Genomic DNA, 13,202 nt, shown 5'->3' on the forward strand with positions numbered 1-13,202 from the left:
AAAACTGCACAAATATTTGTAAGAATGGAACTAACGTATGATTTAACCCAAGTTGATGATGTTGCAGATTCAATACTAAAGTATGTAGAACATAAGATCATTCTCTTTCATGGAGATCTTGGTGCGGGTAAGACTACCTTAATAAAAAGCTTAGTATCTAAGTTAGGATCTGAAGATACTGTATCAAGTCCTACATTTTCTATCGTTAATGAATATGCAACAACAGATAATAACGTAATTCTTCATTTTGATTTGTACAGATTAAATAGTGAAGAAGAGGCTTACGATATTGGAATTGAAGAGTATTTGGAACGTGACTGCTGGAAATTTATTGAATGGCCAGAAAGAATTAACATTTTTAATACATTTGCCGTTCATTCGGCGACAATTATTTCGGTGAATGAAAATTTGCGCAGATTAAAATTTAATTGAAATGTTAAAATTATAAATTTCTGAAAAATACTATAAGTAAGTTTTTTCTTACTAGCTTTCATTCCACAATGATAGAATGATTTTATTTTCAGATAAAGTTATAATTGTTAACTTAGTTCTAAATTAATAGAAGAATTTAATTTCTTCATAGGATTTAACGGCCTGCGAAAGTAGGTATTATTTTGAATTATGTATTGTGTTCTGTGTTGAGCATCTTTGTATCAACAAATCATTAACACTCAAACACATTACATTATGAAAATCAAAGCTTTACTCCTAGGTCTTTTAATTGCAGGCGCAACAGCAATTACTTATTCAGTACAAAATGACAATGCAGATTATGCAACAAAAATGGTTGAAAAAGCGGCAATCAAAGTCCCTACTCGCGGGTAGTCTTATTGCTGCGTTTATTGCAGCTTCACCCTATTTTTTTTACTTATATGAAGGTTTCCCTGCTGTTAAAGTATGGGAAACCTCTTTTTTTGGTATAGATTTTAAATATGAAAGCTCTTATTATGAGAATGTCAATGTTGTGGGCTGGATACTTTTTGGAAAATTTATACCATTATCTTTTTTAATAATTTGGTTTTTCACTTGTAAGCATTGGTGGTATCACTCTATACTTGTTCCAATTATAATGTATGTTTTTCAGATATATGGGACTTTAGAAGATGATTTAACTTTTATGGATAGTAAAGAAATATTTTATTTAGCTCCTATTGTTTTATTCTCACTAATATTTCTTTATACTATAAGAATGAAAATTTTTGATCGTATTCATAATATAGATCTTACTGAGTTAGAACGTGTTTCTTTAAAAGGTGATATTAAAGATGAAGATGGATTATCTAATCAATATGAAGATGATGATGAAGATGATGAGCCATTATTTATGGGTTAATCCAATTTCGACAATCAAAATTCTACATCTTTTTTCCTTATTATATTTTACGTATTTTGATAACTAGAATACGATAAACATTCAGATGATTTCAAATAGTCCGTTTACCCGGGAAGAACTACTTCCTCAAGAAGAAAAACTGGAAATTGAACAGCGAAAAGGTTCGTTGTTTATAGGTATTCCTAAAGAAAATCATTTTCAAGAAAAGCGGGTTTGTCTTACTCCAGATGCTGTAGGAGCTTTAGTAGCTCACGGTCATCGCGTGCTTATGGAAACAAATGCCGGCGAAGATGCTCGGTTTTCTGATCACGATTATTCTGAAGCTGGTGCAGAAATCACAGCCGATAAGGCTAAAGTTTTTGGATGTCCTATGGTTCTTAAAGTAGAACCCCCATCCCTGGAAGAATTAGATTTAATAAATCCGCAAACCGTAATAATATCTGCACTTCAACTTAAAACCCAAAAAAAGGAATATTTTAAAGTTTTAGCTACAAAACGTATTACTGCACTTGCTTTTGAATTTATAAAAGATGCAGATGGCACCTACCCTGCTGTTCGTGCTTTAAGTGAAATTGCCGGTACCGCCTCTATTTTATTAGCGTCAGAATTAATGTCCAGACAAAATCAAGGCAACGGACTGATGTTTGGAAATATTAGCGGTGTTCCTCCTACAGAAGTTGTAATTGTAGGTGCAGGAACCGTTGGTGAATTTGCTACACGATCTGCTTTAGGTCTTGGAGCAAACGTCAAAGTTTTTGATAACTCGCTTACAAAATTACGTACACTACAAGTAAATGTGGGTCGACCCATTTATACTTCTACCATTCAGCCAAAAAATTTATTGAAAGCACTTAGACGTTGTGACGTTGCTATAGGAGCCGTACGTGGTAAAGATCGTTCACCGGTTATTGTCACCGAGGCTATGATCGAGTTTATGAAGCCGGGTTCTATTATCATAGATGTAAGTATTGATATGGGTGGCTGTTTTGAAACCAGCGAAGTAACCACTCACGATAAACCTACATTCGTGAAACACGGAGTTATTCATTATTGTGTGCCTAATATTCCTTCCAGATATGCACGTACCTCCTCAATATCAATTAGTAACATTTTCACTCCTTACCTTTTAGAAATAGGCGAACACGGCGGATTGGAAAATAGCTTACGTATGAATAAAGGTTTAAAAAATGGATTGTATTTTTACCGCGGAATTCTTACCAGTAAATCTGTTGCAGATTGGTTTGACCTACCTTTTAGAGATATAAATCTCTTGTTTTTTTAATCTTTATATAACTACTTATGAGAGTATTACACAGAACCGGCTATTACCTAGGAGGTTTTTCTATAGGCCTCGTTTTATTAGCCTTTTTTGTTAAGGGAAGTGGTGTTGAACTGCCTTCCTGCGATTATATGCCAAATGCACGAGTTTTAAAAACCATACGTAACAATGGCTATACCCTTTCTGAAAATGCAGAACAACAATTAAAAGCTCTTCAACTAGACACAACAGATTTAAATATTCTTTTCCTAGAAGGTGAGGTTGATTTTAATAAAAGTGATACGCGTAGAGAGCCCTGTGGTTTTTACAGTATATATTCTCAAGAATCAGTAGAATTACCTATCATTGCTAGCTTAGAGAATTGTGATGAAAAATTTACAGTTCTAAATATTGAAAAAAAATAGGCAGTTAAAACTGCCTATTTTTTCTATTTAAATATCTCTTCGTTCTCTTTCTTGTTTTAAAAGCGTCAATTCTCTATTTGTTTGACCGGCAACCGAAGTATTTTCTTCTGCTCTACGTATTAAGTAAGGCATTACATCCTTAACAGGACCAAAGGGAACATACTTTGCAACATTATAGCCATTTTCAGCAAGATTAAAGCTTATATGATCGCTCATCCCGTAAAGCTGTCCAAACCAAATACGTGGATCATTACGAGGAATTTCTTTTTGTTCCATAATTTCGATAGCTAAATAATTGCTTTCTTCGTTATGAGAACCTACAAAAGCCCAGATATCACTTAAATTGTCTAGAACATATACAAGCATTGCATTAAAATGCGCATCTGTTTCTGGTTTATCTTTACAAATTGGTGAATCATATCCCTTTTCTTTTGCTCGAGCTCTTTCTTTTTCCATATAAGCTCCACGAACGATTTTCATTCCCAGCTTGTAGCCTTTTTCCATAGAATCCTGATGCAATTCTTTTAAATAAGCTAACCTATCCCAACGATAACATTGTAATGTATTAAACACAATAGGTTTTTCAGTATTATACTTACGCATCATACTCAGCACCAGATCATCTGCAGCTCCTTGCATCCAACTTTCTTCAGAATCAACTAATAATTTAATATCGCATTCCTTGGCTATCTTACAAACTTTATCAAATCTTTGAACTATGCGATCCCACTCATCTTCTTCAGCTGGAGTAAGTGTTTCCTTTTCAGTCACCTTTCTGAATAATTCAAATCTTCCAAAGCCAGTAGGTTTAAATACTGAAAAAGGCATACCCGGTTTATCCTTTGCAAACTGAACAAGACTTATAACACGTTCTAAAGCTTCATCAAAAAGATTTTCAGTTTCTTTACCTTCTACTGAAAAATCCAATACAGAATGCACTCCTTTCTCATACATCTTCTCGATCGTAGATACGCAATCCTTTTCGCTAATACCTCCACAAAAGTGGTCAAATACTGTAGCTCTGATAAGACCCTCAACCGGAAGATTGGCATTTAATGCAAAACGGGTTACCGTAGTTCCGATTTTTACTAGAGGTTGTTTTGAAATCATCTTGAATAGAAAATACGCACGCTCGAGTTCACTGTCTGTTTTTAAAGAAAATGCATTTTTTGTATTATCAAATATCTTTTGTTCTAACATAATTCAACTTTAGGCGCCAAATATAATCACAATCGCAAAGGTAGTTTTACAAAAAGATACTAATTTCACACTTCTTAAAGCACTTTAACATGCAAGCCATACACGCAAAAAACTACGATATAGTTTTTACTGAAACTGGATACGAAAAACTCAACTCTATTTTAAAACAAAAGGACTACAGTATTCTCTTTGTACTTGTAGATAGTAATACTCATGAAAATTGCTTAGCGCAGTTTTTACAGAATGTCGTTACTACACAAACAATCGAAATAATTGAAATAGAACCCGGAGAAGAATTTAAAAATTTAGAAACTTGTGAGGGTGTGTGGTCTGCATTATCTGAGCTAAACGCAGATCGTCAAAGCTTACTTATTAATTTGGGGGGCGGTGTAGTAACAGACCTCGGAGGCTTTGTCGCTTGTTGTTTTAAAAGAGGAATAGATTTCATTAATATTCCCACAACATTACTTGCAATGGTAGATGCATCTGTAGGTGGTAAAACAGGTGTAGATTTAGGACCCTTAAAAAATCAAATAGGTGTAATTAGCAATCCACAATTAGTACTTGTAGATCCTGTATTTTTAGAAACCCTACCTGAAGAAGAATTACGTAGTGGTTATGCAGAAATGCTCAAACACGGTTTAATTCATTCTAAGAGTTACTGGGATGATGTTACCTCCTCTTCGTATTCCGCATTAAAAGAATTGGGAGATTTGATTCATAAATCTATTCTTATAAAAAATGAAGTGGTTTTAGAAGATCCTTTTGAAAAGGGAATTCGTAAAAGCCTCAATTATGGACATACTTTAGGACACGCTATAGAATCCTATTTTATGGAGTCTCCATCTAAAACGCGTCTTTTACACGGAGAAGCAATTGCTATAGGTATGATCTTAGCAAATTTTATTTCAACACAACTTACAGGTTTAAATGCTCAAGAAGCTTTAGATAGCGCTAAAGCAATTACTAAGATATACCCCTTTGTGCAGTTTGACGATTCTGATATTGAAGCCATCATAACTTTACTTAAATATGACAAAAAGAATAGCCACGGATCTATTTATTTTGTTCTTCTAGAAGATATAGGCAAAGTAAAATTAAATCAAACCGTTTCTAACGAGTTGATTTTTAGCGCTTTTGATTTTTATAAAAATTTATGGAATAAATAAGACATTTGTGTTGTCTATGCAAAACGTTTTTTTTTACATTTAACCTCAAATAGGAATAACTCTTAAAAACTATATATGCGACGCGTTATCGTTGATTATAAAAAACTTACACCAGAAATACTTGCTCTCTTAGTTGATAAGTATCCATATGGATATGATGATGATCAAATCATTTCATTTAAAAATGCTAAGAACGAATTGATCGAATGTGTTGAAGTTCGTACGGCAGATACAATTTATCTCGTTAAGGTTAGTAAAAAACTAGAAACATCTATGGAAAATTATGACGTAGATGATTATGATGTTGATGATCTTAATGAACCTATCGTTGACTTACCAGAAAAAATTATCAATGAAGATGATGATGATATTGTAGATGAACCTATCGACGATGTCGATGAGGAAGATGATATTGACTAAATCTTTAAGTTATAAATAAAAAAAGCTCCTAATACTTATTAGGAGCTTTTTTTATTTTGAAAAATATTTTTTCTATACTTTGAAGACTAAGCTTCAACCGGCTTTTCTATTTCAGATAAGTAACGTTCTGCATCTAAAGCTGCCATACAACCACTTCCTGCAGCAGTTATTGCTTGTCTATAATCTTTGTCTTGAACATCGCCACTAGCAAAAACACCAGGTTTTCCAGTTTTTGTAGATTTTGGTTCTGTAATAATATAACCTGTATCATCCATTTCTAACTGACCTTTAAAAATATCAGTATTTGGCTTATGCCCTATTGCAATGAAAAGACCGGTAATATCAATTTCTGTAACCTCTTTAGTCTCATTATTTATCATTTTAAGACCTTCTACTACCTGCTCACCTAATACTTCTTCAACTTCAGTATTATATAAAACAGTAATATTTTTACGAGAAGTAACGCGATGTTGCATAGCTTTTGAAGCTCGCATTTCATCTTTACGCACAAGCATCGTTACATGCTCACAAATATTTGCAAGGTAAGTTGCTTCTTCTGCTGCTGTATCACCACCACCTACGATTGCTACACGTTGATTTTTATAAAAGAAACCATCACAAACAGCACAAGCAGAAACACCACCACCACGTAGACGTTGTTCACTAGGTAACCCTAAATAGCGTGCAGTAGCACCTGTAGAAATAATCACAGTTTCTGCTTCAATTTCAGTTGTATTATCTACAACAGCTTTATGAATACCGCCTGCATCTTGAGCTAAATCTATTTTTGTGATCATTCCTATACGTACTTCAGTACCAAAACGTTCTGCCTGCTTCTGCAGCTGCATCATCATTGTAGGACCATCAATACCATCTGGATATCCCGGAAAATTATCAACTTCAGTAGTTGTAGTTAATTGTCCGCCAGGCTCCATACCTGTGTACATTATAGGTTTTAAATCTGCTCTTGAGGCATATATTGCCGCTGTATATCCAGCGGGGCCAGAGCCTATAATTAAACATTTAATTCGTTCTACTGCCATTTTTTGTTTTTTAATCTTAGACAAAAATACCTTTTTAAAAAGACTTAGGAAAAAGGTAAGTCACTCCATTTATAAGTCGTTATCAACAGTAAAAATTTACAATTAATTGCTAATTAGACTTTATAAAGAATTTTACTTAATTATATTTATTAAAAATATATAGATGAAACGTATAAGTATCTTAGTCCTACCTTTTTTTCTTGCCATTTCTGCGTGTGGACAGAGTCCTAATGAGCAAAAAGATAATGATATACCTATTACAACTTCTAATTCTTACGACCACGAAGTTATCGTTCCTGATCTAATAAATCCTTGGGGAATGGTTTTTCTCCCAGATGGTAGTATGCTCATAACCGAAAAAGAAGGAAAACTCATTCATTTCAGCAAAGGTGAAAAAATTGAAGTCTCTGGAGTGCCTGAGGTTTATAACCGAGGTCAAGGCGGATTATTAGATATTCAGTTAAGCCCCAATTATTCTGAAGATCGCTTTCTATATATTACCTACTCTTCTAGTGAAGGTGAAGGCAAGGGTGGTAACACAGCGTTAATGAGCGCACAATTAGAAGGTAATCAGTTAATTTCTCAGAAGGTGCTGTATAAAGCATCACCAAACACTACAAAGGGACAACATTTTGGGAGTAGAATTGCTTTTGATACAGAAGGTCACGTATTCTTTAGTGCAGGTGAGCGTGGAGAGCGTGACATAAATCCGCAGGATCTCACTCGAGATAATGGTAAGATTTATCGTTTAAATTTAGATGGAAGCATTCCAAAAGATAACCCGTTTATTAATCAACCAAGTGCTAAACCAGCTATATGGTCTTACGGTCATCGCAATCCTCAAGGAATGATCTTTAATTCAACCACTAATGAAATTTGGGTTCACGAACACGGTCCACAGGGTGGCGATGAAATTAATATTATCAAAAAAGGTGCAAATTATGGATGGCCGGTAATTACGTATGGTGTGAATTACAGCGGCACAGATATAACCGATAAAACAGAACAAGAAGGAATGGAACAACCTCTTTATTATTGGATTCCATCAATTGCACCAAGCGGCATGGCTCTGGTTACAAGCTCTCGTTATCCTGATCTCAAAGGAAGTTTATTAGTAGGCTCTCTGAAGTTCGTTTATCTTGAAGCTCTTCACTTAGATAATAACCAAGTAGTAAAGCGGGAAAAATTGTTAGACGGTATTGGTCGGGTACGAAGTATAGTTCAGGGACCAGATGGGTATATCTATGCAGGTGTTGAAGGTGTAGGAGTTATAAAGCTTGTAAAAAAATGAGACTATATTTAATTGTATTACTTATTGTTGAATACTTTTCATTCTCGCAAAACCCATATTCAACAAGAGATAGTAAAAACTATCTATCGGCAGGAAGAACAATTACTGATACCACTTTGACAAAAAGTATAAAAAGAGGTGCTATTATATACGCAGATTTTTGTGTACAATGTCATATGGAAAATGGAGATGGAGTTAGAAACACATATCCTCCACTTGCCAAGGCAGATTTTTTGTTAACTAATAAGCAGGAATCCATAAGAGCAATTAAATATGGTCTTAAAGGTAAAATCACAGTAAATGGTGCAATATATAATAGTATAATGCCACCACTAGGTCTCTATGATGACGAAGTAGCAGATGTTATGAATTACATATCTAACAGCTGGGGAAATACGAGTAAACTAGTTACAGAAAAGGATGTACAATTGATTAACAACTAACTTCACTCAATACGTATATAGTTTTCAGAAAAAATACGGTTTCCTTCTGCATCTGTGCTTATTTGGCTGTATGAATTATCAGTATATTCCAGTTCAAAGGTGAAAATACGTAAGGTATCTATAACTTCCATCATGCTCTCCGATCCATATTCGAGAGTTTCTATTAATTGATCCTTACTTACTGAATATTTTCCATATCCGAACCATTCCACAGAATCCTTAGGCACATAACGTGTCCACATCACACGATCATTTGTATACATTTTAATTTGTCGATAACCATCTGTAGCTCCTACGGTATCAATAATTTTATTATCATCATAATAATAAAAATCTTTAAGCTCCCAGGTGCCTTGAATGGAAGTTTCGACTGGAGTCTCATTTACCTGAACAAATGGAAGCGCCATAAATGCTATAAATGTTGCAATACTTAGTATTTGTAATTTCATGATATAACTATTTAATTATTAGCACTATTAAGTTACAAAAATTAAACATTCAATAATAAAATTATAGCATATAAATTTATTTGATAACATCAAGTATAATTCAGTAATAATATAACAATCAATATAAGTTTTTGTAATACACTTTATTCTTTAAGAATTTCAGTTTGCAGTCTGACGCATTTATTTATATTTGCAATCTTGCAAAAAAACCGCTTGCAACACGGGATGTAGCTTAGTCCGGTTAAAGTGCGCGTCTGGGGGGCGCGAGAGCGGAGGTTCGAATCCTCTCATCCCGACACTTCTTTTATTACTTGAAAATCCTGACAATTTGAAATTGTCAGGATTTTTTTATTTATTGAAGTAATTTAAATGAATGGTTAAGATGTGACAAAATGCTATTCTACTGCTTAAGACTGTAGAAGTTTCAAAATCTATTTTCCATTTACGAGTTTCAAAATTTTATTCTCTGCCCTATTCCATTTATCGTAAACTTCTATTGGTTTTATGTATTCGATTTTCGTTGATTTAATTTTCCAGGGAATATGTATAAGTTCATCTTTAACCTTCCTAAGCTCTGGAATCCATTTTTTCAAAAAATCTGTAGCATCATATTTTATAGATTGATTCACCGGGTTGGTATACCAAGTTTCATAAGCTTCAAGATGTTAGCACCTTCAAAATAGAAACACTTTGTTAGGGAAGATTGTATTTGACGATTCCTTTCTTATTCATGTATTGATGAATACTTCTATTTGTAAAATAAGTATTATCATAAGGTTCAATAAAGGCTTCAAAATCTGCTATAGATCGCACCGGATATTCTAAAGGAATGAATCCAAAGCCTTCATAAACACCATCCTTTACAAGTACAAACGCTTCTTCGGACTTGACTCTTCCCGGTAATTTTAAAAAATAAGATTCTTTTTTAGATTGTAGGGAATCAAATGCTTTTTGTGCTCTTTGATTATATGCTTCACGTGATTCTATACCTTTACATACTCCTTTACATAGCGGACTAGAGCAAGAACCTGAAGTTCTTTCTATACCTAAAAATCGATAACACAAGGAAAATTGCAAAGCGAGATTTTTAAGTTTTGTAATAACAGAATCACGATTGAATGAAATACTATGGTGGTTGTCTGAATAGCTTTTTTCCTTCGGAAAAATTCTAAATATTCCTTTTTTATCGATTCTGGATTCTATAGTCCATGGTAGAATATCTTCTATTTGCTGCGTATTATAAATTGGTTTTAACCGCGCTATTTCGGCAGATTCCAGAAGCAATGATATTAGTTCATTTCCAGTCTCTTTATATTCAATAGAGAAAGTTGACTCAGTAAGAGTTAATTCAAATGGTATTTTACTTGAAAAGTGCGCTTTTATACGCTCTTTCAGATTAATTGCCTTTCCAACATATATTACCGCCTTCTCACTATCAAAAAAATAATATACTCCAGGGTTTTTAGGTAAATTATCAAAGTCGGTAACCACTTTATAATCAGCAACCGGTTGATTAATAGCTTCACTCCCGTTGTCAGCTAAAACATATTCTGTGTAAATAGCAGCCAGCACATTTGCATTCAATCCTAAACGGTTAAGACTCGTATCTTTTTTCAATAAATTACATAAAGAATCAAGACTTGTCTTTTGATCTAAAATGCCTTTGCGTATTAACAGTTCTTGAATAATCTGTTGAGATTTGTTTACAGGAAAACCTATTTCTCGTAAGGATTTTCTCCATATCATCTCAGAAAATTTATCAAAAAAGATTACCACGGCATCTCCTAAAATTTCTACAAGCTCCGCAAAATAATCGGCAAAACAATTTTGTGATCTTAATTCGCTATTTGAATATCCCGAATAGCGTTCCTCCTTAGACGATAATACGTTAAGAGGTTTTACCGTTCGCTCTATGCTATGAATAATACGTTCATCATCTATTACGACCACTGAAAAAGCTACAATGGATGCTAACTTATAATTATTAGAAGTAGTTTGAATATCTAAAAAAGCAATCATCAAAGGGATTGTTGGAAAAATTCCAAAATTATGAATTTATTCCTACATTTGCGATGTGATTGATAAAAATACTATTTCAGAGAGTTATAATGAGAAACAGCGAGAGGCTATTGCTTTTTCGGGAAAACATTTGTTGTTATTAGCAGGAGCCGGCACCGGTAAAACAAAAACAATTGTTGGTAGAGCAGAGTATCTAATTAATCAAGGATACAGACCAGAAAAAATTCAAATTCTCACTTTTACAAAACGTGCTGCCAGTGAGATTGTCGAGCGTGTTAAAGCAGGTATTTCAGATCAAGATGTTCGATCGCTTAATGGATCTACATTTCACAGCTGGTGCAATCAACTTATTATAAAATTTCCTAATCTTTTTGGAGCTGCAAATTATACCGTTATTGATCCTGATGATCAATTAAGCATAATGAAAATGGCTTGTGGAGCGGCCAGTGAAGATTATGGCAAAACACGTCTTAAGCCGCAACAACTTTTAGATCTTTTCTCTTTTGCTAGAAATACCCGTATAAATCTAACTGAAACTTTACGCAAACTACTATTTAAGGGCAAAGATGATTTACAAACTACCGAAGATATCAATGCTTTAAAACCTCAAGTTGAGTTATTAATAAAGGAATATCAAAGCCAAAAATTGCGACAACAGTATCTTGATTATGATGATTTATTGTTAGTTGTTGCAAACCGATTAAATAAAGATGCGGAAGCTCGAGAAATACTAGCTAAGGCATATGATCATATTTTAATTGATGAAATGCAGGATACAAATCCCTTACAATGGTATTTGTTGAAACCATTTGAAAATATATGTCACCTATTTTGCGTAGGTGATGATGCACAATCAATATATAGTTTTAGAGGCGCCGATTTTAAGAACGTTCATCTGTTTCAAGAACGAGTTGCTAATTCTGAAATTAAAGTACTAGATAAAAATTACAGATCTACTCAAGAAATTTTAGACCTTTCAAACTGGCTGCTGGAGACTTCACCTATTAATTATAATAAACGATTAACGGCTAGTCGAGGTGCGGGAAAACAACCTACAATTGTAAATGTGGCCAATCAATTTGAGGAGGCAAATTATATTGCGAATCATATTTTAGAAAGTTTTTCTGAAGGAGGCAATTCTTTTACAGATTTTCTAATACTCAGCAGATCTCAATATTATACACGCCCTTTGCAAGCGGTTTTTTTACAAAAGAAAATACCGTATCAGACCTTTGGCGGTAGAAAATTTCTGGAGGCCGCGCATATAAAAGATTTAGTTTCAGTTTTAAGGGTGATAAATAATCCTATGGATGAGATTGCCTGGATTCGGTTTTTTACGTTTATTCACGGAATTGGAGCCGTGCGAGCCACCAATTATATGTCTGAAGTTATGCGAATAGAACCAGAAAATGTGCACGGTCTGGATCTTACATCAATAATTCCCGGCAAAGAAGGCATTAAAGCTAAAAGTTATTATGATGCCGCTTACCAAAACCGTGGAAACGTCAAGATGGCTATCAAAGATTTATACAAAACGATGGAGTTTGATCTGGCGATGAAATACAGTAAAGATTGGTACGAAAAACGAAAGGGAGATTTTCCTGTGCTTGAGATTTTGTCTGAAAATTATGCAACCCTAGGTGAATTTATATCTGAAGGTATATTAGATAATTCTGCAAATGTAGCCGGAAGTAATACCTTAGGCGGTTCTAAAATTAACACCGCAGAATTAAAAGACCACGTCACAATCTCTACCGTACATTCTGCAAAAGGATTAGAAGCAGATGTATGTTTTGTATTAAATGTTTCCCCTAAAACTTACCCCTCTGCATATAGTTTAGGAAATATAGATGAAGTTGAAGAAGATCGAAGAGTGTTATATGTGGCTCTTACCAGAGCAAAAAATGATTTGATCATAACCCGCTCAAAAGAATCTATTAATGCTTACCATCATCAAACAGACAAGGATGAAGATGATACATCAGATAGTGCTTATTTTTTAGAGGGTTTACCCGAACATTTAGCGCTGCAAACTTCTCCAAAAAGCTTTACTGCCCCTGTTACAGATGCAAAGAAGGCAAACACTATAGATCTTGATTTAGGAATGGATTTTAGCTAAAAAGTCAAATGATTTTTTCATAAGCTGAATATT

General features: G+C 34.0%; 15 protein-coding genes and 1 tRNA gene. 11 read left to right on the forward strand and 5 right to left on the reverse strand.

Annotated features, from left to right (window positions below; genetic code table 11):
- Positions 1 to 24 precede the first annotated feature (24 nt).
- The 5 genes from tsaE (at position 25) to ABVM53_RS14690 (ending at position 3,016) form a co-directional block, all read left to right on the forward strand.
- The gene (tsaE, locus tag ABVM53_RS14670; protein ID WP_405327539.1) at positions 25 to 432 is read left to right on the forward strand and encodes a tRNA (adenosine(37)-N6)-threonylcarbamoyltransferase complex ATPase subunit type 1 TsaE; all 408 of its coding nucleotides are present in this window, start codon (positions 25 to 27) and stop codon (positions 430 to 432) included.
- Between the two features lie 255 nt (positions 433 to 687).
- The gene (locus tag ABVM53_RS14675; protein ID WP_371456586.1) at positions 688 to 825 is read left to right on the forward strand and encodes a hypothetical protein; all 138 of its coding nucleotides are present in this window, start codon (positions 688 to 690) and stop codon (positions 823 to 825) included.
- A complete protein-coding gene (locus ABVM53_RS14680) occupies positions 788 to 1,333 on the forward strand; it encodes a hypothetical protein (protein WP_371456587.1) in 546 nt (181 codons plus the stop codon). Before ABVM53_RS14675 ends, ABVM53_RS14680 begins: the two co-directional genes overlap by 38 nt.
- 85 nt (positions 1,334 to 1,418) lie before the next feature.
- Complete coding sequence (locus tag ABVM53_RS14685; RefSeq protein WP_405327543.1) at positions 1,419 to 2,615, forward strand: alanine dehydrogenase; 1,197 nt, start codon at positions 1,419 to 1,421, stop codon at positions 2,613 to 2,615.
- Between the two features lie 17 nt (positions 2,616 to 2,632).
- The gene (locus ABVM53_RS14690) at positions 2,633 to 3,016 is read left to right on the forward strand and encodes a hypothetical protein (protein WP_405327546.1); all 384 of its coding nucleotides are present in this window, start codon (positions 2,633 to 2,635) and stop codon (positions 3,014 to 3,016) included.
- Between the two features lie 27 nt (positions 3,017 to 3,043).
- Here the strand turns inward: ABVM53_RS14690 and ABVM53_RS14695 are convergent, their stop codons facing one another.
- Complete coding sequence (locus ABVM53_RS14695) at positions 3,044 to 4,216, reverse strand: proline dehydrogenase family protein (RefSeq protein WP_405327548.1); 1,173 nt, start codon at positions 4,214 to 4,216, stop codon at positions 3,044 to 3,046.
- Positions 4,217 to 4,305: 89 nt separating this feature from the next.
- Here ABVM53_RS14695 and aroB point away from each other — a divergent pair, with 89 nt between their 5' ends.
- Together aroB and ABVM53_RS14705 are read left to right on the forward strand one after the other, a co-directional pair.
- Complete coding sequence (gene aroB, locus ABVM53_RS14700) at positions 4,306 to 5,385, forward strand: 3-dehydroquinate synthase (RefSeq protein ID WP_371456591.1); 1,080 nt, start codon at positions 4,306 to 4,308, stop codon at positions 5,383 to 5,385.
- A gap of 75 nt (positions 5,386 to 5,460) precedes the next feature.
- Entirely contained in the window at positions 5,461 to 5,805 is a 345-nt protein-coding gene (locus tag ABVM53_RS14705; protein WP_405327551.1) for a hypothetical protein, read from the forward strand.
- 86 nt (positions 5,806 to 5,891) lie between these two features.
- Here ABVM53_RS14705 and trxB read toward each other — a convergent pair whose 3' ends face one another.
- On the reverse strand, positions 5,892 to 6,848 hold the full coding sequence (gene trxB / locus ABVM53_RS14710; RefSeq protein WP_405327554.1) for a thioredoxin-disulfide reductase: 957 nt from the start codon (positions 6,846 to 6,848) through the stop codon (positions 5,892 to 5,894).
- Positions 6,849 to 7,011: 163 nt separating this feature from the next.
- Here trxB and ABVM53_RS14715 point away from each other — a divergent pair, with 163 nt between their 5' ends.
- Positions 7,012 to 8,139 (forward strand): PQQ-dependent sugar dehydrogenase, encoded by a 1,128-nt coding sequence (locus ABVM53_RS14715; protein WP_405327557.1) that lies wholly within the window; start codon positions 7,012 to 7,014, stop codon positions 8,137 to 8,139.
- Positions 8,136 to 8,582 (forward strand): c-type cytochrome, encoded by a 447-nt coding sequence (locus ABVM53_RS14720; protein WP_405327560.1) that lies wholly within the window; start codon positions 8,136 to 8,138, stop codon positions 8,580 to 8,582. Before ABVM53_RS14715 ends, ABVM53_RS14720 begins: the two co-directional genes overlap by 4 nt.
- Positions 8,583 to 8,584: 2 nt before the next feature.
- Here ABVM53_RS14720 and ABVM53_RS14725 read toward each other — a convergent pair whose 3' ends face one another.
- Entirely contained in the window at positions 8,585 to 9,031 is a 447-nt protein-coding gene (locus tag ABVM53_RS14725) for a hypothetical protein (RefSeq protein WP_405327563.1), read from the reverse strand.
- A 221-nt stretch (positions 9,032 to 9,252) separates the two neighbouring features.
- On the opposite strand from ABVM53_RS14725, the gene ABVM53_RS14730 reads away from it, so the two are divergent.
- Positions 9,253 to 9,327 (forward strand) — tRNA-Pro (locus ABVM53_RS14730).
- A gap of 135 nt (positions 9,328 to 9,462) precedes the next feature.
- Here ABVM53_RS14730 and ABVM53_RS14735 read toward each other — a convergent pair.
- Together ABVM53_RS14735 and ABVM53_RS14740 are read right to left on the reverse strand one after the other, a co-directional pair.
- Complete coding sequence (locus tag ABVM53_RS14735) at positions 9,463 to 9,660, reverse strand: FAD-binding domain-containing protein (RefSeq protein ID WP_405327566.1); 198 nt, start codon at positions 9,658 to 9,660, stop codon at positions 9,463 to 9,465.
- A 64-nt stretch (positions 9,661 to 9,724) separates the two neighbouring features.
- Positions 9,725 to 11,050: a GIY-YIG nuclease family protein gene (locus ABVM53_RS14740; RefSeq protein ID WP_405327568.1), complete on the reverse strand. Its 1,326-nt coding sequence runs from the start codon at positions 11,048 to 11,050 to the stop codon at positions 9,725 to 9,727.
- Positions 11,051 to 11,105: 55 nt separating this feature from the next.
- Between ABVM53_RS14740 and ABVM53_RS14745 the strand changes: the two genes are divergently transcribed.
- Positions 11,106 to 13,169 carry an ATP-dependent helicase gene (locus ABVM53_RS14745; protein WP_405327571.1) on the forward strand — a complete coding sequence of 688 codons (2,064 nt, stop codon included), beginning with the start codon at positions 11,106 to 11,108 and terminating at the stop codon, positions 13,167 to 13,169.
- The last annotated feature ends 33 nt before the right edge of the window (positions 13,170 to 13,202 follow it).

The organism is Leeuwenhoekiella sp. LLG6367-2.1 (assembly GCF_045055775.1).
GTDB lineage: Bacteria > Bacteroidota > Bacteroidia > Flavobacteriales > Flavobacteriaceae > Leeuwenhoekiella > Leeuwenhoekiella aequorea.